Source organism: Psychrobacter sp. TWR1-1-1, from assembly GCF_049895865.1.
GTDB classification, from domain to species: domain Bacteria; phylum Pseudomonadota; class Gammaproteobacteria; order Pseudomonadales; family Moraxellaceae; genus Psychrobacter; species Psychrobacter immobilis_A.
Map to the genome: position 1 here is coordinate 1 of NZ_JAFCTE010000012.1, position 24,592 is coordinate 24,592.

Genomic DNA, 24,592 nt, shown 5'->3' on the forward strand with positions numbered 1-24,592 from the left:
TTTTTAGCATTCTGAATCAGCAAAAATCCACACAAGTTGTTCTTTAGTTATGCTTTTAAATAGTGCTCAATCACTGTCGTCCAGTAACTGATATATAGGGTAATTCTCTTGCTGTTTAGCTTTAATCCCTTGCGGGTCAAGCTATCTAGCGAGCCGACTATCTTATCATAATGATTTGAATTGTCAAGCTTTTTTATGTTTTTCTCATTCAAGTGAATTGAGTTATTCATGTGTAATCTACACACTAATCACTGCCAGCTCGTCTTGATGAGGGCGTATTATAGAGGGTTTGAATCTTTAGTCAAGGGCTATTTTATCTTAATTTGAATAATCTTGGTGATTAGACTAAAAATTGGCAGAATGGCAGTGTATGTTTATTTGCGCTGGGCTGAGGTAAGCTCGTAAATAAGAGTACTTATTTCATCTCAATTACAGTAGGTTTCTTTAATGAGTCGTTATCAATGATCATTATCTAAAAAATGAGCTGGTCTTTCTTTATCTTATCGTGATGAATACACTGATAGCCGGTTTGATATATAAAGCGTATAAAAAAAGGAACTTACCCTACGGTAAATTCCTTAATATGACACGAACAATCAATTCTAAAAATTTGCTTTTGCTTTAATCGTCGTAACAATACCCGATAACGCATAAATAATACCAATCGCCAAGATACCAACAGGTATATCATAGAGCACAATACTCATAACCAACACACCAATTATTAGAACTACAAAAGGTACTTTCTTTTTATCAAACTCTTTAAAGCTATAGTATTTGACATTACTAACCATCAGTAAACCACAAATCACCACCCAAGCAGCAAATAAGAATATGACTGCCGTATCGTACTGCCCAACCCATTCATTATGGTCAACAGCGACCATAACGGCTGCCGTTACTAATATAGCAGCAAGTGGACTGGCCAAACCGACAAAGTATTTTTTATCAACAATACCGACCTGAACGTTAAAACGTGCGAGACGGAAGGCGGCACAGGCGGTAAAGACAAACGCACAGCCCAAGCCAATGCGACCTAACGGCTGTAGCGCAAAACTATAAACTAAGATCGCTGGTGCAACACCAAAAGCCAGCATATCGGCAAGCGAATCATATTGCTCGCCAAAGGGGCTTTGCGCATTAAGCATACGCGCCACTCGCCCATCAGCACCGTCGAGAATAGCGGACAAAAAGATGGCTAAAGAAGCTTTGTAGAACTCGCCTTGCGTACTGGCTAAAATCGAATAAAAGCCAGATAGCAGTGACAAGGTTGTAATTAGGTTTGGCGCTAAATAGACACCGCGACTGACTACTCGCTGCCCTTCAGCAACTTCTGCTTCAATCACTTCAAAGGTCAAGCCATCATAACTCTCATTATCCGCTAAGCGAATATTGAAATCATGCTCATCGACAAAGGGCGGCTGGGCGGCTGCGCTGTCTTGTAACAATCCATCATTTAGAAGCGGATGATTTGATTCGTCTTTAGGTGATTGCACGTTAGTCATCTCAATATCCTTATTTGCCGGCATAGTTATTCACTAACATGGTTATTCGCCGACTAGCCAGCGTACATTGGTTGCGCTATCAGGCGTTAAGTCTGGAGCATCAGCCACTTTTAATGCAGGCTGTAAGAAGCGTAATATCTCACGTGCATGATTATCAAATTGCCAAGGTGGATTGATTACCAGTAAACCTGTACCGTTAAGACCAACCGCCACATCATTTGGATAAATATTCAGCTCACAAACCAACTGGCGGCGCATTTCAGTACGCTTCAGTTTTTTATAAAACAATTCAACGGCTTCAACGTTCTTAATAGGGAACCAAAGCGCATAAGTGCCTTGTGGCCATTTATTATAAGCAGCAACGAGTAAATTTATAAGGCGGGTAAAATCTTTGTGCTCTTGCTCATAAGGCGGATCAAGAAAAATCAGACCACGCTTTTCTTTTGGCGGAATAACGGCGGTAATACCTTCAAAGGCATCACGATGCTGTATACCAATGGGTAACTTGTGCAACTGATAATTTAGCGCATCATATTCGCTAGCTTTGGCTTCAAAAGCTTCACCGCGCACGCCCGCATCTGGATTTTTCTCGATATGATGGGCAACCCACCAAGGAGAACCAGGATAGACTTTATTGTCATAAGTGAAACGCGCTTGCTTAATGCCTTCCATATAATCTTTGACAGCAGCGGGTGCCTTGTCGGTATTGGCATTTAGTAACGCTTGGATACCACCTTTGGCCTCACCTGTCTTGCGCGCTTCTTCACTGCTCAGTGAATACAGTCCGCGACCACCATAAGCATCAAGCACATAAAAAGGTTTGTTTTTTTGCCCCAATTGATTAAGGAGTTGTACCAATAAAATGTGTTTAACCACATCAGCAAAGTTACCAGCGTGGTAGGCGTGTTTATAGTTCATAATCTCAAAAGTTTAAATAAGAAAAATTACATCTATGGTAGCATAGGCAGAGTAAAAGATAACGATGGTTTTGGTAAAAAGGCATTGATTGGCTATGTATTGCTAGCTAACTGACCATAGTGAGACGAAATGACAGAGATTATTAGCAATCTTGATGTGACAAAGTTGGTGATTGATCATCCGATAGGAGAAGATAATCCACCATTATTATTTCCTCATAGCGACGACCCAAGCCAAAAACCACTGACTCAGCGCGTATTACAACAGTCTGATTTCGATATCAGTTGGCAAGATAAGCTGACTGATACACAACTGGATACATTCGTTGATGATGGTTGGATCATTATTGATGAGGTCTTTGAAACGAAAGCGCTGTTAGCCTTGCAAGCAGAGAGTGGTTTTATTGACTATCGTGACGCAGAGCTGACGGCTGGGATTCGTGTCAGTGATATTCGCGGTGATCGCATCCGCTGGATTACAGAAAACTTCTTTGCTGGGTTTTATTATTTGCAAAGTATCAATGCGCTTGCCGCCTTATTTAATCGCAGTTTATTTGCCGGTATTCGCCACAGTGAAGCGCATTATGCTTGCTATCCGGTAGGTTTTGGCTATCAATGGCATAGTGACAATCCAGCTGGGCGTGATGAACGCGTTATCTCTGCGGTGTTTTATCTCAATGATGAATGGGAACCAACTGACGGCGGCGCACTAGAAATCATTGATAAACATGGCGTTCATCATAACGTCATGCCTGTCGCCAATAGATTGGTGATATTTGACAGTGACCTACAACATCAAGTACAAATTGCCCATCGGCAGCGTTACTCTATCGCTACGTGGATGCGCCGTGATGGTTTGGTGCCTTTTGTTGAAGACAGTATTTAAAACGCATTAGCAAGTAACAACCAACGACTGATTGTATTGTATCGTGGCTGCCAATCTTAAAAATTTATCATTTTAATTTATAATAAAAAGGTTTATTCATGTCGGACTTTAATAAACAAACCATCCATCAACAAGAAAGCCATCAGCAGCAAACGCTAGATTTAAGTATTGCGCTACTTGAACGTCCCTCCGTCACCCCAGATGATGATGGCTGTCAAGATATATTGTCAGAGCGATTATCACAAGCTGGGTTTGACTGCGAATTTATGTACTATGGTGATAGACAAGCAAAGGGCGAGCACGCTGAAGTCAAAAATCTATGGGCGCGCCGTGGCACCACTGATCCAGTTATTTGTTTTGCTGGTCATACCGACGTCGTGCCTACGGGTGATGAAAAAAATTGGACGTATCCGCCATTTACGCCAACCATCGCTGATGGTTACCTATGGGCTCGCGGTGCGGCTGACATGAAAACGGGGATTGCGGCTTTTACCGTCGCTGCCGAGCGTTTCGTCGCTAATTATCCTGAGCACAATGGTTCGATTGCTTTTTTAATCACCTCAGATGAAGAAGGCCCGTCTATTAATGGCACGGTCAAAGTCATTGAGACCTTAGAAGCCCGCAATGAAAAAATCACCTATTGCTTGGTTGGCGAACCATCAAGTACCGATACGCTAGGCGATATCATTAAAAATGGTCGTCGTGGCTCATTGGGTGCAGAGCTTACCGTTACTGGTAAACAAGGTCATGTGGCTTATCCACATCTAGCCTGTAATCCTATCCATGCCGCCATGTCAGCTTTGGCAGAACTAACAGCTGCTACTTGGGACAATGGCAATGACTACTTCCCTGCGACATCACTGCAAATATCAAATATCAATAGTGGCACAGGCGCAACCAACGTCATTCCTGAAACACTAGAAGCTGTGTTTAACTTTCGCTTTTCAACGGAAACCACTGAAAATGAGCTAAAGGCAAAAACGCATGCTATCTTTGATAAGCATTTTGCTGATAGCAAGGCCAGCTACGATATCCATTGGAAATTATCTGGTCAGCCGTTTTTGACCCCTGAAGGTAAGTTGGTTTCTGCCTGTCAAAAAGCGATCAAAAAGGTAACTGATACTGACACGACACTATCTACATCAGGTGGTACTTCTGATGGACGCTTTATTGCACCAACGGGTGCACAAGTCGTTGAGCTTGGCGTAAGAAATGCGACGATTCATCAGGTTGACGAAAAGGTAGAAGTCGATGACTTAGGCAAGCTTGCGCAGATTTATGAAGGGATTTTAGAGAACCTGCTACTAAATTAATCATTCGTTGAAGTAAGCAAAGAAAGCGCCAAGTCTGATAGCAGACTTGGCGCTTTTTTATTATTTTGACTGATTTATTCAATACTAATTTTACTCAATACCAATATAGAGATCAACTTGACCATACTCTAGATTACCACCGATATAATGCTCAAAATCGACATCAAAAGTTCGGGTATGCTCACAGCTGCGATCATTAAAATAGGTCCAAGCCTTTTCCCAAGCATTCATCACCGTGTATGGCATTCTACCCTGCTCAGAGAATACCAAATACTTTCCTGCAGGAATATATACTGTTACTAGGTTTGCAGCCTTAGACATATTTTCACTGTCTGATGGCTCTTGCTCGCTGGCTACTTTCCAACTGGCAACCACATCAAAAGCGCCGACCAAATCATCGCTCTCATAGTTATGATAGACACCATAAATGTCTTCGCCTTTAGGCAGATCACTGGCATGATTTTGATAAAACTTTTGCCATAAACGACCCAGTTTCGCCGTGTCTTCGCTAATCTCAGCGTTATTGGTCGTACGAACGCTAATACCTTTACAAGTTATTGCTTCAGGTAACTCTTTAATTTGTGACGTCATGATCTGTAAGTCCTATATATTTATTCAGTTTTCTATTTGAGATAGTATTAAAAATAGCGCTTCAGGGTATAAATCTAATCTGCTTCATCAATCCAATTCATTTGAATCGCTTCCAAGATGCCTTCATTTGATTTTTGTGGATCATCATCAAAACCTTCAAGCTCAGTCACCCAGCGATGTAAATCAGTAAAACGGATGTACTGCGGGTCGGTCTCTGGAAACTTCTCATACAGCTCAATAGCGATATCTAAGCTGTCTGTCCATTTTAATTTTTGCGGGGTCATGATAGCTCCTTAACTTTTAATCATTTTTATACACCTCATCAAATCAGTAGTCAATTTGACTGGTGATTTGATTGGCAACTTAATAACCGCTATCCTACCAAAATTCGCCTGCTGTTTATAGACAAGTTCGTTATGCCGCACTTGTTGTTTTACTCGTTTCAGCAGATTTGGCAGATTTAATCGCCACTTGATGCTGATTCCAAGAATCAATGACCTCATTCAACCGCTCACCTATCATATCCAATATCTCTGGCGCACATTTGCCTTTTTTATTGGTCAATACAAACTTAGTCATACCAACGCCCATCAGCTGGTTTTTTACAAAAAAGCGCGTTTCAAAATAAACGTATTTTTTATCCCAGCCAACAAGCGTGCTACTTACCGTCATCTTATCTAAAAATTTAATTTCTTTCAGATAAACCATTTCTTGCATGGCGATAACCCAATTTAATGGTTTAATACCTTTTTGATGACAGCACGCCATCAGCCAGCGAGTAATGTTTAGCTCGATAAAAGACAAATAACGATAATTAGGCAGATGATTCCGAAAGCCCATATCATGCGGCAACACTCGATAATGACGAACTGTCGGTGCAATCAAGAGCTCAATACTAAGGCGCTCGCTTACTGATTGCTGCTTAAGTTGTTGTTTTAGCAAGCTGACCATAATAAAAAAACGTATCAACATATTCATAAATGACTCTCTTAACGCTTATTTTGTGTAAATTTATTGGGTATAAATTATTGTATATAATATATAAACAGCGACTGGCTATAAATGCAGCGTACCTTAACGCAAAAAAGCCACCTAAGTGACTTTTTTATTTAAAAGCGGATATTTAAAAGCTTATATTTAAAAACTAATTTTAGAGATTAATGACCTGCACCATTGATACTACGAACCATCTCTTCAACCATTTTCTTGGCATCACCAAAGATCATCATCGTCTTGTCCATATAGAACAGGCTATTATCAAGCCCTGCGTAACCGGTACTCATCGAGCGCTTGATGACCATAACGGTTTGAGCTTTAGTCACTTCTAGAATCGGCATCCCAAAGATTGGCGACGTTGGATCATCTTTTGCAGAAGGGTTGACCACATCATTTGCACCGATTACCAAGACGACATCTGTACTCGCGAAGTCTGAGTTGATTTCATCCATCTCTAAAATATCATCGTAAGGCACATCCGCTTCAGCCAATAGGACGTTCATGTGTCCTGGCATACGACCAGCGACTGGATGAATGGCAAAACGCACGTTCACACCTTCTTCTTTTAGCAATTCATATAGCTCTTTTACCGCGTTCTGTGCACGACCTTGCGCCATACCATAACCCGGAACAATAACCACACTACTGGCATTGGCCATCAAGAAGCCAGCATCTTCTGCTGATCCTGCCTTGTAGTTTTTAGGTGCACCATCATCAGCGCCTGCTGCTACGGCTCCTGTACCCATACCGCCAAATAAGACGTTGAGTAATGAGCGGTTCATGGCTTTACACATGATATAAGATAAAATCGCGCCTGATGAACCGACGAGCGACCCTGCGATAATCAACATCGAATTGCCGAGGGTGAAACCAATTCCTGCCGCCGCCCAACCAGAAAACGAGTTCAATAGTGAGACCACCACTGGCATGTCACCGCCGCCAATTGGGGCAATCCACATCCAACCAAATATCACGGCAATCACTGCCATCGCATAAAACGCTGGTAATGAGTCAGTGACGAAATACACGCCACCGAAAGCAATCATCGCAATGAATAATAATGCTTGGACGGGTTTTACCCAACCCCCAACCAATGTTTTCGCCCAGCTCTTCGCTGCCAATTTACCAAAGGCAAAGACCGAAGCTGAGAACGTAATCGCACCGATGAAGCAACCGATAAATAGTTCGACACGGGCAACGGCACCATGCTGCTGTTCAGTATGCAATACGGTTGCCAGTGCAATCGCTACTGCTGCCAAACCGACAAACGAGTGCATCAAAGCAACGGTTTCTGGCATTTGCGTCATCGCGACCGTTTTTGCCTTCCACATACCGACCACTGCACCTAAAACCATAGCGCCGACAATCATCCATAAAATAGGACCTTCGGCTAGGAAGAATGTGGTAATAACAGCAATAGCCATCGCCGCCATACCGAAGCGGTTACCACGAATGGCTGTTTTTGGACTCGATAAACCACGTAACGTTAATACGAAAAGAATGGCGCCAACCAAATAAAACCAATCAGCATTGGTGGCAATGAAGTTCGTTAAATCATTCATGCGTCGCCTCCAGTTTCAGTCGTCCCAGTTTCAAGAGCGGGTGCTTTTTTTACTTTCGGTTTAAACATCGCAAGCATACGCTCAGTCACGGCAAAACCACCAAAGATATTGATACTGGCTAAAAACACGGCAAAAGCACCAAGGATACTGGTCGGTGTAAAGACGTCACCATCAATGGTGACGGTCTGTAGCATGGCACCAACGATGACGATACTTGATAGTGCGTTGGTGACGGCCATCAATGGTGTATGTAGTGCAGGCGTGACGCCCCAAACCACGTAATATCCGACAAAAATAGCGAGTACAAATACGGTAAAAATCGCTACAAATGGGGTGCTACTCATGGCCGCACCAGCTGGCGCTGCCGCTAAAACAGTGGCAATCATCTAATCCTCCTAAAAATTTATTCGTGTCTGGCAAATGTATAGTGACAAAGCATATGGTGATAAACCGTTAAAACTAGCGTTTGGCTAGTCGTACCTGACTGTCATGTGTCACTGCCAGTGCGCCCTGAATCTCGTCTTCCATGTCTAATTTAAGTGCCAAATTAGTTGATGCGTCACTTGCTGAAGCGTCATCGCTAGCAGGCGCAATTAAGGTCGTGATAAAGTTAACCAAATTATTGGCATACAAATCTGAAGACTGCGCGGCGAGCAACGATGGGATATTGGCAGCACCAACGATACGTACGCCGTTGTTTGTAGTGATGGTTTCGTTAGGCACACTGCCTTCGACGTTACCACCGGTACCAGCTGCCATATCAATCAGTACTGAACCTGCCTTCATTTTGGCAAGCGTCGTCCCGTGCACCAAACGAGGAGCGTTACGACCAGGAATTTGCGCTGTAGTGATGACGATATCAGCATTGCTTAATGCCTTGTCAACCACTGCCGCTTGATCTTTGACATATCGCTCTGATGGTGTCCACGCATAACCACCGGTAGACTTAGCTGTCTCAGCCTCCTCTGCACTCATTGGTACATCCAGCCACTTACCACCGAGTGACTCCACTTGCTCGCGAGCGGTTGGACGTAAATCACTCGCTTCTACCACTGCACCCAAACGCTTCGCCGTCGCAATCGCTTGCAGACCTGCCACACCCACACCGAGGATGACGACTTTGGCAGGCTTAACCGTACCGGCTGAAGTCATAAACATTGGAAATGGACGCGAATACTCATTGGCCGCCAGCAGCACGGCTTTATAACCTGCAAGGTTGGCCTGTGATGACAGTACGTCCATATTCTGTGCGCGTGACAATGTGCGAGGCAATAACTCCATCGCAAAGACTGTTGCGCCTTTGGCTGCATAGCTATCTAGTTGAGTATTACGATACGGGTCAAGCATGCCAATGACAATCTGACCTGACGTCAAGCCTTCAATAGCTGCAGCAGGCAAGTCATTGACGGTGGTAATAATTCGAGACTGTGCGATTACCTCGGCGCTGCTGCTGGCAATATCGGCACCTGCAGCCTGATATAACTCATCAGCATAATATGCCGCTTTACCTGCACCTGACTGTATGACGACTTCAAACCCAAGCTTACGCAATTTTTTGACTGCGTCTGGGGTTATCGCTACACGGCTCTCGCTCGCGACATCTGCACTGATTACACCGATTTTCATACCGTCTCCTTACTCACGTCTAATGACTATACTTACGTCTCACGACTACCTTTAACACCCTCAACGCACATTTAAAAAGCACAGGGGACAAAAAAACCTTTGGTCATGGTTGGTTCAACATCATGACCAAAGATTATCAATTTAATAAATGATAGCGACTTTGCCATCATGCCTTTTTATTATAGAGACATCATCTGCCAACTTTCATTGCCTAATGATGACCCACAAGTAAAATAAAAAGTTAGGCGTTTACACCATCTACATAACTTTTATTGTTATATTAAAAATTTTTCCTTTTCAATTAAACGCTAGACTTGACAAGCTATCGGCTTATATCACTCAAATATCTGTCATTTTTAAGGATAACGTTAAACAACACGAAATAACGACGGGTAGGTCAAGATACAATGCTGCATATCGTATAATAAGAAAACTTGATATATAAATAGAATACCCATTGACTCACTATAATAAGGAATGACGATGTATTTTTTACTTTCCCCTGCCAAATCTTTAAATGAGAAAGATGCGGTGCCAGTGAACTTAGACAAATATTATAGTCAACCAGAGCTCATCGAACATGCGCAAGCATTGATGAAAAACTTAAAATCAAAAGAACCGATTGACTTACAAGAACTGATGGGCATCTCTGATGATTTGGCACAGCTCAATGCCAAGCGCAATCAAGAGTGGCGTTGGAGCAACGATAAGCCATTTACTTTAGGCAATGCCAAGCCTGCAGGCTACTTGTTCGACGGTGATGTTTATACGGGTCTTGATATGTATCATATGGATAAAGACAGCGCCATTTACGTCAATAAGCATCTGGGTATCTTGTCTGGATTATATGGCGTACTGAAACCGCTCGATTTAATTCAACCTTATCGTTTAGAGATGGGTACCAAACTGAAAAATGAACGTGGCGATAACCTTTATGAGTTTTGGGGCGAGGAAGTAACTGCCGTTATCAATGCACGTATGGCAGATAGTGATGATAATATTTTGATTAATCTGGCGTCAAATGAATATTTCAAAGTGGTCAAGAAGAAAGCGCTGAATGCGGAAGTTATCACGCCACGATTTGAAGATGAAAAGAATGGTCAATATAAAGTCATTAGCTTTTATGCCAAAAAAGCACGCGGACTGATGGTGAAGTATGCTGCTGATAATAAGCTAACCAATGCTGAGCAGCTAAAGCAGTTTGATTTGGCGGGATATTATTACTATGAAGAGGCTTCTGATGATAAAACGTGGACGTTTAGACGGGATGCAGCCAGTCAGTAGTTTTTAAAAACATCTAATTTGTATAAATAAACCCCGATCGGCTCAGCCTATCAGGGTTTTTCGAAAAAATATTATCACTAGTTGCCGTAAAACCTCTCAATGATTATACGGTAAAGCGCAACTTATCTCTTGAGACATCAAGTACGACAGTTTGATCATATACGTTGTAGGTATGAAGACGATCGATCTCGTTTTCCCAATTGGGTTCGATATAACGCACAAAGGTTTCTTTGTAAGATGTCGGTGTCAACTCTTCTACCAGATACAAAGCCACTCTACGTCCATACCTAATAGTGCCATCTTGAGCCGTACGGAACAGCTGACCATCTCTCTTAAATAATGCACCTGCTAATCGTGATCCACGCACATCAATTTTTAAAGGCGCCGAGGGATGAATGCTCCAGTTATCTGACTCCAACTTATCAGACGTATAAATATGCAATTCTAAATCCATCGTAAGGACTGAAATTGAACCATGCGTGGTAAAAAGATACCATAAGCCATTGTGCTCAATAACGGCACTATCTGCTGCCTGAACCCCAGACACCAACTCATGAACTTTTTTCCACTTCTGCGGAAAATCCGTCGCTTTTAATAGGTTGATACAATTGGTCTTGGCGGCTTCTGGAATCATATATACAGCGTTCTCATGCTCGAATACATTAGGAAAGCTTAAATGAGAGCTAATACCTAAATCGACTGGTCCAGAATTGATAACTTGATGGTGCTCATCCAGTTCCACCCACTCTATACGGCCGATACCTTCTTTGTAGTTTAAGCTCTCAAAAAATATATAACGCCTTGAATCTCGCTCAATATAAAAAGGGTCAGCCCAAAAACATCCTTTTTCAGGCAATAGCTCAGTGTATGTTTGCATCGACTGATCAATAGAACCAATCAAAATACTCCAGTTATTGTGATAAAGACTCTTATAGAAAGTCTTTATCGTATAGTTTTTAAAAAAACTCATCAAATGCCGTAAGGCAGTCAGTTGCTGGGGTTCTTCATAAATTGCATCGTCAAGCATTAAATTCGTCAAATTTCCATTTTTAACTCCAATTTTATTTTTATGGAAATACCAATACAATATAGATGCTGTGACACCATTTAATTTATGCTCGGTTAAATTATAGTCCCAGTAAAATAAAGAGCCGTAACCTCTCCCAACGACTTTATCACCATTAAGATGCTCATTTAACAGATGTAGCGTGACTACGCTATTCTCCCATTGTTCGGCAAACTGCCAATACAATGCTGATCCGCGTCTTTGTTTGGTTTCATCGCCGTAACGAAATAAGAGAATTCCTTTTTTTGAAACACTCAGAATTCTCCCTGCTAAGGTTCGAAAGCCAAATTTGATCAGATAATCTAGATTGGCGGCTTCAAGTTTCTCAATTACTGAATCCTCAATCTCATCATAAATCTTATCCTGATTTGCGACTGATATTACGATGGGCATCTCACCATTAGCCACCAAGTCATGAATAGAATAACGCTTGGTATTACTCTTATTTCGAGAAAGAAAAGAAAATAACTTTTGATTAATGGAAGGAATAACTTTGGATAGACGAGACATGTGAGACGCTTGTTTTTTATCCCGTTGGACAGCAATACAAACCTCAACCTTGCCTTCATCGACGAGAGATTTTAATGGTTTGAACTTATACCATGCCAATGTTTCCTCTTCGATGAGAATCCCAAGCCTAATTTTTTTCATCATCATCACCTTGAATTGCACAAGAGTTTGTGGCTGGGCAGCCATAACACGTGCTCAATTGTCCTTTGATAAAGTATCAGTCCATTGATTATATTTATTAATTACATTTAAATAATAACATATATAAAAAAACTTTATATATTCAATGCTTTTGATAATGTCAGGTCGATTTTGTCGATCTAATTGGCATTGTACTTGTTGAAATCTTTGGGATGTATCAAAGACTATGAGTAAATAGTAGGTAGAGTGTCACCACTGAGTCTGGGAAACTGCAACGCCCTCACTATGTCTGTCAATTGGCAACCTTTCCAAGCATAAAACACTTATCCAACACTATCGAATGAATGCATATAAAACTATGAATACCTCATATATCAATGAGTAGCGCTATAAAAATTAGGCAAAAAAAAGCCCTGCTATCTTCCGATAACAGAGCTTCTAATGATCAAATAAACTTTATGACAAAATCATACTTCTAGCGAAAAGCGATTTGTCGAGGAAGATGCGCAAAAATAGTACCTGTTGTACATTGAGCGCATCTGACGAAAAGAAATCGCTTTGTAGCAGAAGTAAAATTACATCATGCCGCCCATTCCACCCATACCGCCCATTCCACCAGCACCGCCCATGCCAGCCATACCGTCATCACCTTGTGGCAAATCAGTAATCATGACTTCGGTCGTTAGCATTAAGCCAGCTACAGATGCTGCGTTTTCTAGCGCTGAACGAGCTACTTTAGCTGGATCAAGAATACCCATCTCTAACATATCGCCGTATTCGCTAGAAGCTGCGTTGTAACCATAGTTACCGCTGCCACTCTTCACTTCGTTGACCACAACTGATGCTTCTTCGCCAGCGTTGGTTACGATTTGACGTAATGGTGCTTCCATTGCGCGACGTAAGATATTGATACCCGCGTTTTGGTCATCGTTATCGCCACGTAGCTCAGACAATGCATTCATTGCACGAACTAAGGCAACACCGCCGCCAGGGACAACGCCTTCTTCAACCGCTGCACGAGTCGCATGTAGCGCATCGTCAACACGATCTTTCTTCTCTTTCATTTCAGTTTCAGTCGCAGCGCCAACTTTGATAACGGCAACGCCGCCAGCCAGTTTCGCCATACGCTCTTGTAGCTTTTCTTTATCGTAGTCAGACGTTGATTCTTCAACTTGACGCTTAATAGATTCAACGCGATTTTCGATGTCAGCAGAGTTACCAGCGCCATCAACGATCACGGTATTTTCTTTACCGACAGTGACTTTCTTAGCGGTACCAAGTTGCTCAAGAGTAGCAGTCTCTAAACTTAGACCAATCTCTTCAGAAATCACAGTACCGCCAGTTAGCGTTGCGATATCTTCAAGCATGGCTTTACGACGATCGCCGAAACCTGGTGCTTTTACGGCACAAGTTTTCAAGCCGCCACGCATGTTGTTGACAACCAATGTCGCCAATGCTTCGTTTTCTACGTCTTCAGCGATGATTAGCAATGGCTTGCTCTGCTGCATCACTTGCTCAAGTAATGGCACGATTTCACGGATATTGCTGATTTTTTTATCAACCAACAAGATATATGGGTTTTCAAATTCAGCAGTTAAGCTGTCCTGCTTGTTAGCAAAGTACGGGCTGATATAACCACGGTCAAACTGCATACCTTCGACAACTTCCAAGGTATCTTCAAAGCTTGAACCTTCTTCAACGGTGATAACGCCTTGCTTACCAACTCTTTCCATCGCTTGGGCAATCAGTTCGCCGATTTTGGTGTCTGAGTTAGCAGAGATAGAACCAACTTGAGCAATCGCTTTTGAATCATCAGCTGGCGTTGATAGCAAATGGATTTGCTCAACAGCAGCGCGAACGGCTTTATCGATACCGCGTTTTAGATCCATTGGGTTCATGCCAGCAGCAACTGATTTCATGCCTTCTTGCAAGATTGACTGAGCCAATACGGTCGCAGTCGTTGTACCATCACCAGCAACATCGTTGGTACGGCTAGCAACTTCACGCACCAATTGCGCGCCCATGTTTTCAAATTTGTTTTCAAGCTCGATTTCTTTGGCAACTGAAACACCATCTTTAGTGATGGTAGGTGCGCCAAATGATTTATCGATAACCACGTTACGACCTTTAGGGCCTAAAGTTACTTTTACCGCATTTGCTAGAACGTTTACGCCGTCCATCATTTGTTTACGGGCATCAATGCCGAATTTTACGTCTTTTGCCATGTTAAATTACTCCACTATTATAAGTATGAGAATGCAATTAAATGTTTCAAAGAAATTTTTTATAAATGCTCTTGAGGTATACATGGTGTCAGCTAACAATAATTAGCTAACATTGCCTCGTGGACAATTAGCCTTCAAGCACACCCAATACATCAGATTCTTTCATAATCAATAGTTCTTCGCCGTCAACTTTCACGGTTTGACCAGCATATTGACCGAACAAGACTTTGTCGCCAGTTTTTACATCTAACGCGCGAGTTTCGCCGTTGTCACGAATCTGACCGTTACCAGTTGCTAGCACTTCACCTTGTGAAGGTTTTTCTTGAGCAGAACCAGGAAGCAAGATACCACCAGCCGTTTTTGTTTCTTCTTCTATGCGGCGGACAACGATGCGATCATGTAAAGGACGAATATTCATCAATATGTCTCCAATAATTTGGTTATTTGCAATAAGGGTTTATTTGAATTAATGGTCTCAATACCAATATCTATAGGCACTACTGCTTAAAACAGCATTCTAAAGATAAGCTTTGAGCTTGTATCAAAAAGTGGGGGCAAAGTGAGTTAGCTTCAAGTGTAAAGCCCAAAAATTTACAAGAATTTTGCATATCATGGATTATTTAGTTGGTAATGACGTTTATGAACAGTCATTTGATTGGATTGCACAGTATGAAAGGCTTTAGCAAGATTATAAAAGCAGCGATATGAGGGGTAAATTTCAATACTGAATGGAGTTAGTTAAGTGACACCATATCTTTTGCCACTGACCGATTAACTTACCTCTTTTTACGAAACTTACAGCAAGTGACGCCTTATGATATCGCGCTCGATACCAGCAACCTTGACTACAATAGCAACACCACTGGGACAGCTGGCACTCTTGAAAAGATAGCAGAACATGACCATTATAGTCCTTGAGAAAATAACGATAGTTATAAGCAATGCCATAAATAGCGATTAAGGAATGTCCATGAGTTTTTTATCAAACGATCAAAAGTCGTTAACAACCGATACTAATAATACTAAACGTAGCAAGTCTAAGTTTTTAACCGCCCTAACCACTGGGGCCAGTATTGCTACGATTGGAGCGATAAGTATGACTGCACCAACCCTTGCCAGCGCAAAGAATATCGAACCTTCAAGCGCCAACTACAGCTTCACCGTTGAGGACAAATATAAAGGCACGGCTACTCGCACGCTTAACAAATCTGGCAATACTTGGAAATATAATGTCAATGCTCGGGTGGCAGGTGTTGCAAGTGCTTCGCAAAACAGCACTTTTACCATCAACGGTAATAATGTCATTCCGACTCAAGCCAGCACCACTTATAAGCTATTAGGCGTTGGTCGTACGCACAAATTAGACTTCAATCCAAACAGTAAAAAGGTGGTGAGTAACTATAAAGGCAAATCGACGACCATGAACATGGCACAACAAGCTTTTGATGATTTAAGTTTGGAAGTGCAAATTCGCCAAGACTTATTGAACGGTAAATTCTCTGGCAACTATTACATGGCGAAAAAAGACAAAATAGAGAAAACCCCTTTCAAAAAATCTGGTAACACCAAGATTACCGTTCCAGCTGGCACATTTGATACTGTACGTGTCGACCGTATCCACGATGACAATAGTCGTTCTACCAGTTTTTGGCTCGCACCAAGCTTAGATTACCTACCAGTAAAAGTTAGCCAAATTAATGATGGCAAAAAGATGGATTTAGAATTAACCAAAGTAAATTAAGCTTTTTATTAAATAAGCAGAAATAGCATAAAAAAAGCGGCACTCTAAATAGAGCGCCGCTTTTTTATGTCTTAAATTTAGCGAAATCAACTAACGTGGCTGCTTAACGACGTTGTTCATTGAAGGAAGACGCTTTAGTAGAATAAATAACCAAATATTGATTGCCAGTAATAAGACAAAATCAAGCAGATAAACCACTATCTCTGCCCAGCTGCTGCCGTAAACGCGGGTAAACAGCACCACACCACTCGCCCCTAAATAAACCAAGGTCAGCATACTGCCTATCAATAGCACATATGGCGAACGACCCCGTAGTATCGCGGGCGTCAAAATAAATGCTGGCACTAGCCATAATGCTTGCCAGGCGATACCGCCAATGATATCAGGACTACTGGGATTAAAAACATTGATAAAAATAGGTAGCCCAAGCAGTCTATAAACCAACCAAATCAGCCAAGTCACCATCAAGCGCTGACGAATGGGCGTAATTGGCTTTTTAAGCTTAGCAGCTTTGGCAGATTTTTTGGCTGGTGCGCTTATCTCACTATCGGAGCGGTTAGTGACCATTAGATATATTTACTTCCTAATTAATAGCGTTATATAAGACGTTGCATGCTATAAAAATCCGCTTAGCGAGTCCAGTTAGCTTGCGCCAATGCAGTAGCACTAATAGCCAAGCGGCGACCTTGGGCGATAGCCAACTCGCGCTCATCAGCTGAGACGGGTTGATCATGCAACGCCCCACTCACGTGGCTGGCACCATAAGGCGAGCCACCACGATGAGTACGATTAAGCGCAGGCTCAGCATAAGGCACACCAACAAGGATCATGCCGTGATGCATCAACGGCAACATCATGGTCAGCAATGTCGTCTCTTGACCGCCGTGCATCGAGCCGGTCGCAGTAAATACAGCAGCAGGTTTGTTCTGTAAATTACCTGCCAGCCAAATAGTGACCGTATTGTCCCAAAAATATTTCATGGGGGCAGCCATATTACCGAAGTGCGTCGGGCTACCAAGCGCCAAACCCATACAGTCTCTTAGATCATCCATAGTGCAATATAAGTCACCTTCATCAGGTATCGCAGGCTTGCTCGACGTGGTCTCTGGTGCAACCGTTGGTACAGTACGGATACGGGCTGTCATACCAGCATCCTCAATACCTTGAGCGATAGCATAAGCCAATGTCTTAGTCGTACCGTAATTTGAATAATAGAGCACCAAAACATAAGGGGCGGTCTGACTCATTAGCAATACTTCCTCATAAAACCATTAATGTTATTGTTGATTCCAATCACCTACAACCGCTTCTATGCAGTCTATTTCTTTAGCATAAAACCTTATTGATTATGTAGCTATAGTCGATTCAATTTAAAAATAGTACTAGTGCAAGGCAACCGAGTGTAGATGTATATTAAATACTTCAAGCGAGGTTAACGCTGTAATAATTTTATAGTGGAATGACTATATACATAATCTGTGACAGATACTGCAATATAGGCATATATTATGCCCCAGTCATTCACCGACATGCAAACAGCCTTGGTACACATTGTCGCTAATAGCCTGCTAGAGAGGTTGCTGCTGTGCATTTTGACACAATTAAACCGCAGATGGTAACAGCATATCTTTGTTACACTACTGTCACTCAAACACCTGCTAAATGGTCGATATGGAAAATTTATCAAAAAAAATCCCGTTTTTACATCAACGCTGGTTTCAATTCTTACGATTCTTGACTCGGCACTTTTTTGAAGACAATTGCCAGCAAAAAGCGGCATCGCTGACCTACACGACTATGTTGTCAATTGTACCCGTCCTAACCGTCCTATTGATGATCCTATCTTCTGTACCCGCACTTGCGTCCGTTAGAGCACAGATATATGAAGTGATTTATAGTAACTTGCTACCACAATCAAGCATGCAGGTCAGTGAGTATATCAATAGCTTCGCTGAAAAATCCTCAAATCTAACCATCATTGGGGCAATGGTGTTATTTTTTACGACCATTATGACGCTAACAACTATCGAGCGCGCATTTAACCAAATCTGGCGGGTGGAAAACCGCTCTGGCGGTATGAAAAGCATGCTGCGCTACTGGACCATCGTCACGTTAGGACCGTTAGTACTGGGTACGGCATTTCTTGCTTCAAGCGCGGTACAAAGCTTGAGTTTTTTAAATCGACAAATTGCTGGTTATGGCATTGACTGGTCTTTTTGGGTACAAGCCGTATCCATTGGTATCACTGTCGCAGGCTTTATTGGTATGTACTGGTTCATCCCAAAAGCACGCGTACCCGCGAAAAATGCAGCCATTGCTGGTCTCTTCGTCGCTATCGTATTCGAGCTGATGAAGCACCTGTTTGGTACAGTAATGGCAAACTTCACCAGTTATGAAGCGATTTACGGGGCTTTTGCGGCACTGCCCATCTTCTTATTATGGATATATTTGTCTTGGAATTTAATTCTATTAGGTGTTGAAATTAGCTATACCTTGACGATTTTTGAGACTAAAGAGGTCTATCCACGCCACCCGCTCCTAAGTTTGCTCGATATGCTAAACCTCGTTTATACCCATCATTTAAAAGGGGAAGCGGTAAGCGAACAAGCGCTACGTAATGTGCTAGGACGCAAAGAGCTACCAAAATGGTATACCTATATTAATTATCTGCAAGACAGCAATTTAATCACCATGACTGAAGATAATGATTATGTGCTCAAGAGAGATTTGAGCAAAATGACGTTATGGGATTTTTATCGCACCCTACCTTACCCCTTGCCTATCAAAGATGAGCTAGATGAGATGGGGCCAGAAGATCAAAAACCTTGGCTTAGCTTGCTAGTCAACCGTTTTGAGAATACGGAAGCTTATGCCAAGCAACAGTTAGATCTACCGTTAAATGCTATTTTTGCCAATAGTGAGCCACGTAAAAAAGCTGATTCTAATGGAAAAGGCATCAAAGGCGGTCAATCAAATTTATTTAGAAAAACCTCGGCGACCACTGCAGCATTAGACAAGAATGAGCCGAACAAAGACACCCCACACTTTGACCCAATAGCTTATGATAAAGACAGTGATATTGAATGCGATGAGCAGGATAATGAGATTCTTATTCCTAAAGATTTGAATGACTCTCAAACTAAAACCAATGGTAATCTCTTTAATCATAAAGGCGATATCATTACTGAATCAGATAACCCAAAGACGAATTAAGAAAAGCGTTAGTAATGAATGAGGTATATTGAATAATAAAAATTAATTTTCACTAGAGTTTGTAATAGAACTTATTATTATCTATAGAACAAAAGTCGTACGAGATACTAACACAGCTGTTATATTGCCTTAAACTTTATTAGGGCAATAAATTGAAAAACACAATAGCATTCCCAGTAAAAGCGCTAAGCATTTGTGTCGTATCCATTATGCTTTCTGCTTGTGGTGAAGGTGATGGCAGCACATCATCACCTGCACCAACAGTTAATCTACCAGTAGAAACGCCGCCTGTTAAACCACCAGTAACGAGCATTCCTGCTACGCCACTCGAACCAAGTACGCCTATTAAGCCACCAGTAACGAGTCTTCCTGCTACGCCACTTGAACCAAGCACGCCTATTAAACCACCAATAACGAGCATTCCTGCTACGCCACTTGTGCCAGCTACGCCTATCAAATATCCAGAACCCAAAAAGGACATCGCTGATTTTTATTTATTAGGGTTTTTTGATCACGATGGTAGAGCGGGAGAAATTCGTGCTATTCGTCCAGACTTGGTTGGCGAATTTCAAGCGATGATACAGTTTGGGCAAAATCATACCGTTGATCCACAGGGTAACGAAGCAAAAAACATGCCGCGCCTGACGGCAGAAAAAGAGGCGCTGTTATTGGTGACGCCTACGCTTGAAATGGGTGACATTAATAAATTAGCGGCTGAAATTTACAAAGACGGGTTTTTATTACGAACTGTCAATTTAGCCGATCCGACTCAAATCCCAGACACGGATCAGACTAACACTGATCAGCGCGCACGCGTTGCTTACAGTAAGCGTGCATGGTCAACCAAACTCAACTGGGATGAGGTACAAGGTGGTCTCAAAATTCGCATTGTGGATGACCAAAATCGTAGCGGTGAACTGTCAGAAGATAACATAGATTTTGCCGCCCCTGGTGAGTTGGTATTGACCAATATCCGTCTAGGCATGTTAACGGATGCACCTCAATCTTGGGGTCATTATATGCTACGCGATCCAGAAAGAGCGGGTTCAGACTACTTCCAAACCATTCCAGCAGCACAAATGACCGTTGCTAGCTATGATGACATGAAGCTCGAACGAGTAATGGTCGCCAATGGCACTATTTATGATTCAGTCAGTGACTCAAATGATGCTGGCGTTTATGCTGGTGATATGCGCGAAAACACCGCGAAATCAACCTTTGGTGTTGGCATTAATTTAGCCAATTGGGGCGTCACCAGTGCTTCAATGCAAAGTCAAGAGCAACCGCAATTGACCCAGAACGTCAATGCGCATCACGCTCGCGGTAAATATAAGAATGGTGAATATAACCACGGCTTAAGCGGCGGTAATGGTATGTTGACCCTAATCGACTCTCAAGGTAATGAGTTCAGCCACGAAATCGGTCATCATTATGGATTGGGTCATTATCCTGGTGAACAGAACGGCGATTTCTTTTGGGCCGAGCATCATGCCAATAGTGGCTGGGGCTATAATGGCGTCAGAAACAAAATGCGCAGCAACTTAGACTGGCCACGACAGGTCGAGGGTGATGGTCTCACTGGTAAACCTCTTTTCTTAGCCACCTATGGCTATGGTCGCGATGCGATGTCTGGTGGATCACAGAGTGGCGCTTATTCAAACTATACTCACTATACGGGTTATAGTACAAAAATTAAGATCCAGCCAGCATTTGATCGGGCTGTATTTGACGCTGATTCACCAACTGGCTATAAGAAATGGAATGCCGATCTCAGAAAGATGGAAGTCATCCAGCCTAAGGTATGGCAAGGTTCTAAAAACGTTTGGTACAACAGTACCGACGGTAATTACTTAAAACCACGCTTACAAGGCGTGCCAGTCTTTACCATTTTAGGCGGTTATGACCCTGTCGCGCAAAAGGGTATTATTTATCCAGAAGCACGTGGTAACTGGGGCAACGTTTTTGAGTTAGCGACACCGCATAACTCGCTTGAATCAGCAAGCTGCTGGTTAAGCGTTACTTATAGTAATAACACGATTAATGATATTGCGTTGGCTCCTAATCGGATGACCAGTAACGCCAATAAGTTCCATGTTAATTTAGCGATTGCAGACAACCCGAAAAAAGTAGATTTATACTGTAAAAAGGTCAATGAAGCACAAGTACAGCTCTCAACCATTGATATTCGTCAATATAGTGAGGCGATTAAACCCGCGGTTACCTTTGGTAAAGAACAGGGCTATACGGCACTAAGAAAGGTAGAATTGCCAATCTTAGAGCAGAAACTTCTTGCTCAAGCAGAAAATTCGACTATTAGTTTAGACGCCAACGGTCAGTTATTATATGATTCTTACAAAGAGTATCGTGATGAGCTTAGCCCTTTAGCACTCCAAACATTAGAGCGTTATGAGAAGCAGCAAGAAACTCTACATCGTCTAAACCGTTGGGTCAATGTCTATCGTACAGATTTAATCAAGAAAGAGCCTGAAGCACTTACCGAATTTCAAAAGTTTGTTGTAGATTTAGAGCTACAAGATGACAAACCTTTAGATAATGTGACTACTATCCGTAATGGCAACAACTGCCTTAAAGTTGAAACTCTAGAAGGTGGTAAGTTAAATAGCTTTATTAGTGGCCCAAGTGGCTGTACTGGTGACGACTCTGAACAGTGGATTTACGATCTTAAAGGCAAAATTCACAGCAAAATGGCATTAGATAAGTGCTTAACGGAACAAGGTTCTTGGGTGGTTTTGGGTGCTTGTAGCTTGGACTCGCCAGCGCAAGTTTGGGAGATGAACGGTACTGACCAAATCAAACAAGGTGGCAAATGCTTTGATTTGCGTACTGGTAATTTAGTAGATAATCGCGGAAGCTTAATTACTTACAATTGTAGTGGTGGATGGAATCAGAAGTGGACAACGTTAACCAAAAACCCAAGCTTTATCTTAGCAACCGCTGGTAATAATCTACCGTTAATCGTAGATAGTCTGCAAAAACAGCCAGTATCGACGGATGATATGCAAACGCGTTCATTAAGTATGGACAGTAAAGAAGAGCCATCAGTGCTAGCAAAAGTAAGCACTGCGATAAGCAATTGGATTGACAATCTAGTCAATTAACAAAACAATCCATCATGCTAAAAATAAGCTCCTATGATAGGGGCTTATTTTTTACTAAATTTTTGTGCGCAATCTGTTATATGATAAGCTAATTTACTTTTAAGCGTTTTTATTCGTCAAAAAATATCGCCGTTTTGTGACAAATAAGTTTTATGATGAATAAAAATCGGCGTCACTTTTGGAGCTGACCACATTGAATAATTCCCCCGAAAGCGGCTTGTTCACGCGAATAATGACAACCATGATGCAAGGGGTGAGGCAGTTTTTTCAATTGTGGTCGCTACAAACACTGACCGATATGCCTGATCGACTAAGAAACCTATGGCAGCAGCTTATTGGCTCTTATTGGTTTATCCCAACGGCATGCGTCATTGTAGGTATATTGCTAGCGCCTTTATTGGTCACTATCGATCAACACTTTGACCGCGAAACCGTCAGAGAGATTACCTTTGCTTTTACCGGTGACGACGATGCGGCGCGCGCCATCATGACTGCCATCGCAGGCGCAGTATTAGGCGTAGCAGGTACGACCTTTTCTATCACAATCGCGGTACTGTCGATGGCCTCTTCGCAATTTGGCCCACGGCTGTTGCGCAATTTTTTGACCGATACACCCAATCAATTTGTATTGGGGGCGTTCATTGGCACCTTTAGTTATAGTTTATTGGTGTTAAAATCCATCCATAAATATGACGTGGCTTTTGGTGTGCCACAGCTCGCCGTGACTTTTGCGATTATCATGGCAATTATATGTGCGCTGTTGCTGGTGTACTTTGTACAGCATATGGTACATGCCATTCAAGCCTCACATGTAATTCAAAACGCCAGCAATGATGCGATTAATAATATTCACTATTGGTATCGCGATCATTGCGATATCCAGCATCAACGCGATATAGAACATCATGACATTGAACAGTTTCATCATTGGTCAGCGATGCCCATTTATCCACCAAGCTCAGGTTATGTCCAACAATTTTACCTTGAGTCGCTGATTACACTGACACAAGACTATGGCGGCGTGGTGCAAATGCGTATTAATCTTGGTGATTATGTCACTGACAAAAATGTCATCGGTTACTTTTACCAGCGTCCAGCAGATCATCCAAGCAATCAACAAAAAACAGCGACGCCATCTTTAGCTGTTGTGCCGCGCGCCCCTGACGGACTTTTTTGGCAACGTTTTGCCGGCTGTATACGTATCGAACAACGACTGACTCATTCTAACGATATTGCTTATAGCTTGGGACAAATGACTGAAATCGCCGTACGCGCCTTATCGCCTGGTATCAATGATCCAAAAACAGCAGTCAACTGCGTACAATCACTGACCAGTTGCTTAAGTATTATGATGCGTCGTCAGCCGCCCAGTCCCTATCATTTTTATACACCAGCACAAAACGATGATTCATCCAAAGCCGAAGTTAAACAGCGACGCTTGGCGATATTAGCCATAGTTACTCATACTCCCAAAATATCTGATTTTATCAATACATCACTAGGCGAGATACGTCGGTATGCAGCAGCAGATTTGATGGTCTTAAAAGCGCTATGTCAGGCGATGGTCAATCTAAGTTATGCTCGCGTAAATAACGCACAGCAGCAAACCCTATTGCATGAGATAAAACTGATTGAGCGCGCAGGAGAAGAAAACCTAAGCTATCAAGAGCTGATAGATGACTTGAGCGCAATGTGCCAACAAGCCCAGCAATTCATACTTAGCAACGATGCTCATCATCAGTATTTTGACTATGTTAGCGCGTTTGACAGCCATATTCGCCAAGTATTACAAACGCAATCAAAATAAAAAGACAAACGATAACTAAACTAAAATCAAACCTATTTAGTGTTTGTAAGCGCTAAGCTTATGACAATTTTAAACTCACTTGAGAATTTT

20 protein-coding genes are annotated in these 24,592 nt (G+C 42.2%); 7 read left to right on the top strand and 13 right to left on the bottom strand.

Features of this window, described 5'->3' with window-relative positions:
- Positions 1–602: 602 nt before the first annotated feature.
- Both pssA and ACP69U_RS11040 read right to left on the bottom strand, forming a co-directional pair.
- Entirely contained in the window at positions 603–1,505 is a 903-nt protein-coding gene (pssA, locus tag ACP69U_RS11035) for a CDP-diacylglycerol--serine O-phosphatidyltransferase (RefSeq protein ID WP_227676082.1), read from the bottom strand.
- 42 nt (positions 1,506–1,547) lie between these two features.
- A complete protein-coding gene (locus ACP69U_RS11040) occupies positions 1,548–2,423 on the bottom strand; it encodes a 23S rRNA (adenine(2030)-N(6))-methyltransferase RlmJ (RefSeq protein ID WP_045446718.1) in 876 nt (291 codons plus the stop codon).
- 129 nt (positions 2,424–2,552) lie between these two features.
- On the opposite strand from ACP69U_RS11040, the gene ACP69U_RS11045 reads away from it, so the two are divergent.
- Positions 2,553–3,308, top strand: coding sequence for a 2OG-Fe(II) oxygenase (locus ACP69U_RS11045; RefSeq protein WP_426138555.1), 756 nt, complete (start codon positions 2,553–2,555; stop codon positions 3,306–3,308).
- Between the two features lie 98 nt (positions 3,309–3,406).
- A complete protein-coding gene (gene dapE, locus ACP69U_RS11050; protein WP_426138556.1) occupies positions 3,407–4,621 on the top strand; it encodes a succinyl-diaminopimelate desuccinylase in 1,215 nt (404 codons plus the stop codon).
- Between the two features lie 90 nt (positions 4,622–4,711).
- Here dapE and ACP69U_RS11055 read toward each other — a convergent pair whose 3' ends face one another.
- The 6 genes from ACP69U_RS11055 to ACP69U_RS11080 form a co-directional block, all read right to left on the bottom strand.
- Entirely contained in the window at positions 4,712–5,212 is a 501-nt protein-coding gene (locus tag ACP69U_RS11055) for a GyrI-like domain-containing protein (protein WP_426138557.1), read from the bottom strand.
- Positions 5,213–5,286: 74 nt separating this feature from the next.
- Entirely contained in the window at positions 5,287–5,496 is a 210-nt protein-coding gene (gene iscX / locus ACP69U_RS11060; RefSeq protein ID WP_021812734.1) for a Fe-S cluster assembly protein IscX, read from the bottom strand.
- A 130-nt stretch (positions 5,497–5,626) separates the two neighbouring features.
- A complete protein-coding gene (locus ACP69U_RS11065) occupies positions 5,627–6,190 on the bottom strand; it encodes an acyl-CoA thioesterase (RefSeq protein ID WP_426138558.1) in 564 nt (187 codons plus the stop codon).
- 179 nt (positions 6,191–6,369) lie between these two features.
- Positions 6,370–7,770 (bottom strand): NAD(P)(+) transhydrogenase (Re/Si-specific) subunit beta, encoded by a 1,401-nt coding sequence (locus tag ACP69U_RS11070; RefSeq protein WP_426138559.1) that lies wholly within the window; start codon positions 7,768–7,770, stop codon positions 6,370–6,372.
- Complete coding sequence (locus tag ACP69U_RS11075) at positions 7,767–8,114, bottom strand: proton-translocating transhydrogenase family protein (RefSeq protein WP_372861861.1); 348 nt, start codon at positions 8,112–8,114, stop codon at positions 7,767–7,769. The genes ACP69U_RS11070 and ACP69U_RS11075 overlap by 4 nt, the downstream gene beginning before the upstream one ends.
- Positions 8,115–8,229: 115 nt before the next feature.
- Positions 8,230–9,396, bottom strand: coding sequence for an NAD(P) transhydrogenase subunit alpha (locus tag ACP69U_RS11080; RefSeq protein WP_426138560.1), 1,167 nt, complete (start codon positions 9,394–9,396; stop codon positions 8,230–8,232).
- Positions 9,397–9,879: 483 nt separating this feature from the next.
- Between ACP69U_RS11080 and yaaA the strand changes: the two genes are divergently transcribed.
- Positions 9,880–10,680, top strand: a complete 801-nt coding sequence (gene yaaA, locus ACP69U_RS11085) for a peroxide stress protein YaaA (protein WP_426138562.1) — start codon at positions 9,880–9,882, stop codon at positions 10,678–10,680.
- A 103-nt stretch (positions 10,681–10,783) separates the two neighbouring features.
- Here the strand turns inward: yaaA and ACP69U_RS11090 are convergent, their stop codons facing one another.
- The 3 genes from ACP69U_RS11090 to ACP69U_RS11100 form a co-directional block, all read right to left on the bottom strand.
- A complete protein-coding gene (locus tag ACP69U_RS11090) occupies positions 10,784–12,442 on the bottom strand; it encodes a glucosamine inositolphosphorylceramide transferase family protein (protein WP_426138563.1) in 1,659 nt (552 codons plus the stop codon).
- Positions 12,443–12,972: 530 nt separating this feature from the next.
- Positions 12,973–14,622, bottom strand: a complete 1,650-nt coding sequence (gene groL, locus ACP69U_RS11095; protein WP_426138564.1) for a chaperonin GroEL — start codon at positions 14,620–14,622, stop codon at positions 12,973–12,975.
- 127 nt (positions 14,623–14,749) lie between these two features.
- Positions 14,750–15,043, bottom strand: a complete 294-nt coding sequence (locus ACP69U_RS11100) for a co-chaperone GroES (RefSeq protein ID WP_041757514.1) — start codon at positions 15,041–15,043, stop codon at positions 14,750–14,752.
- 549 nt (positions 15,044–15,592) lie between these two features.
- Here ACP69U_RS11100 and ACP69U_RS11105 point away from each other — a divergent pair.
- Positions 15,593–16,363 (top strand): DUF3108 domain-containing protein, encoded by a 771-nt coding sequence (locus ACP69U_RS11105; RefSeq protein WP_426138565.1) that lies wholly within the window; start codon positions 15,593–15,595, stop codon positions 16,361–16,363.
- 90 nt (positions 16,364–16,453) lie between these two features.
- Here the strand turns inward: ACP69U_RS11105 and ACP69U_RS11110 are convergent, their stop codons facing one another.
- Positions 16,454–16,930, bottom strand: coding sequence for a hypothetical protein (locus ACP69U_RS11110; RefSeq protein WP_198330452.1), 477 nt, complete (start codon positions 16,928–16,930; stop codon positions 16,454–16,456).
- 62 nt (positions 16,931–16,992) lie between these two features.
- Positions 16,993–17,610: an NAD(P)H:quinone oxidoreductase gene (gene wrbA / locus ACP69U_RS11115; RefSeq protein WP_055125290.1), complete on the bottom strand. Its 618-nt coding sequence runs from the start codon at positions 17,608–17,610 to the stop codon at positions 16,993–16,995.
- A gap of 424 nt (positions 17,611–18,034) precedes the next feature.
- On the opposite strand from wrbA, the gene ACP69U_RS11120 reads away from it, so the two are divergent.
- The 3 genes from ACP69U_RS11120 (at position 18,035) to ACP69U_RS11130 (ending at position 24,502) form a co-directional block, all read left to right on the top strand.
- Positions 18,035–19,576, top strand: coding sequence for a YihY/virulence factor BrkB family protein (locus ACP69U_RS11120; protein ID WP_426138566.1), 1,542 nt, complete (start codon positions 18,035–18,037; stop codon positions 19,574–19,576).
- A 164-nt stretch (positions 19,577–19,740) separates the two neighbouring features.
- Positions 19,741–22,695, top strand: a complete 2,955-nt coding sequence (locus tag ACP69U_RS11125) for a M66 family metalloprotease (protein ID WP_426138584.1) — start codon at positions 19,741–19,743, stop codon at positions 22,693–22,695.
- 193 nt (positions 22,696–22,888) lie between these two features.
- Positions 22,889–24,502, top strand: a complete 1,614-nt coding sequence (locus ACP69U_RS11130) for a DUF2254 domain-containing protein (protein WP_426138567.1) — start codon at positions 22,889–22,891, stop codon at positions 24,500–24,502.
- Positions 24,503–24,592: the final 90 nt, after the last annotated feature.

Excerpts from the sequence above, each read along its gene's own strand:
- groL (WP_426138564.1), bottom strand. The coding sequence starts at position 14,622 with ATGGCAAAAGACGTAAAATTCGGCATTGATGCCCGTAAACAAATGATG.
- ACP69U_RS11065 (WP_426138558.1), bottom strand. The coding sequence starts at position 6,190 with ATGAATATGTTGATACGTTTTTTTATTATGGTCAGCTTGCTAAAACAA.
- ACP69U_RS11080 (WP_426138560.1), bottom strand. The coding sequence starts at position 9,396 with ATGAAAATCGGTGTAATCAGTGCAGATGTCGCGAGCGAGAGCCGTGTA.
- ACP69U_RS11075 (WP_372861861.1), bottom strand. The coding sequence starts at position 8,114 with ATGAGTAGCACCCCATTTGTAGCGATTTTTACCGTATTTGTACTCGCT.
- yaaA (WP_426138562.1), top strand. The coding sequence starts at position 9,880 with ATGTATTTTTTACTTTCCCCTGCCAAATCTTTAAATGAGAAAGATGCG.
- wrbA (WP_055125290.1), bottom strand. The coding sequence starts at position 17,610 with ATGAGTCAGACCGCCCCTTATGTTTTGGTGCTCTATTATTCAAATTAC.
- iscX (WP_021812734.1), bottom strand. The coding sequence starts at position 5,496 with ATGACCCCGCAAAAATTAAAATGGACAGACAGCTTAGATATCGCTATT.
- ACP69U_RS11070 (WP_426138559.1), bottom strand. The coding sequence starts at position 7,770 with ATGAATGATTTAACGAACTTCATTGCCACCAATGCTGATTGGTTTTAT.
- ACP69U_RS11110 (WP_198330452.1), bottom strand. The coding sequence starts at position 16,930 with ATGGTCACTAACCGCTCCGATAGTGAGATAAGCGCACCAGCCAAAAAA.
- ACP69U_RS11090 (WP_426138563.1), bottom strand. The coding sequence starts at position 12,442 with ATGGCTGCCCAGCCACAAACTCTTGTGCAATTCAAGGTGATGATGATG.
- ACP69U_RS11120 (WP_426138566.1), top strand. The coding sequence starts at position 18,035 with ATGGAAAATTTATCAAAAAAAATCCCGTTTTTACATCAACGCTGGTTT.
- pssA (WP_227676082.1), bottom strand. The coding sequence starts at position 1,505 with ATGACTAACGTGCAATCACCTAAAGACGAATCAAATCATCCGCTTCTA.
- dapE (WP_426138556.1), top strand. The coding sequence starts at position 3,407 with ATGTCGGACTTTAATAAACAAACCATCCATCAACAAGAAAGCCATCAG.
- ACP69U_RS11040 (WP_045446718.1), bottom strand. The coding sequence starts at position 2,423 with ATGAACTATAAACACGCCTACCACGCTGGTAACTTTGCTGATGTGGTT.
- ACP69U_RS11105 (WP_426138565.1), top strand. The coding sequence starts at position 15,593 with ATGAGTTTTTTATCAAACGATCAAAAGTCGTTAACAACCGATACTAAT.
- ACP69U_RS11045 (WP_426138555.1), top strand. The coding sequence starts at position 2,553 with ATGACAGAGATTATTAGCAATCTTGATGTGACAAAGTTGGTGATTGAT.
- ACP69U_RS11055 (WP_426138557.1), bottom strand. The coding sequence starts at position 5,212 with ATGACGTCACAAATTAAAGAGTTACCTGAAGCAATAACTTGTAAAGGT.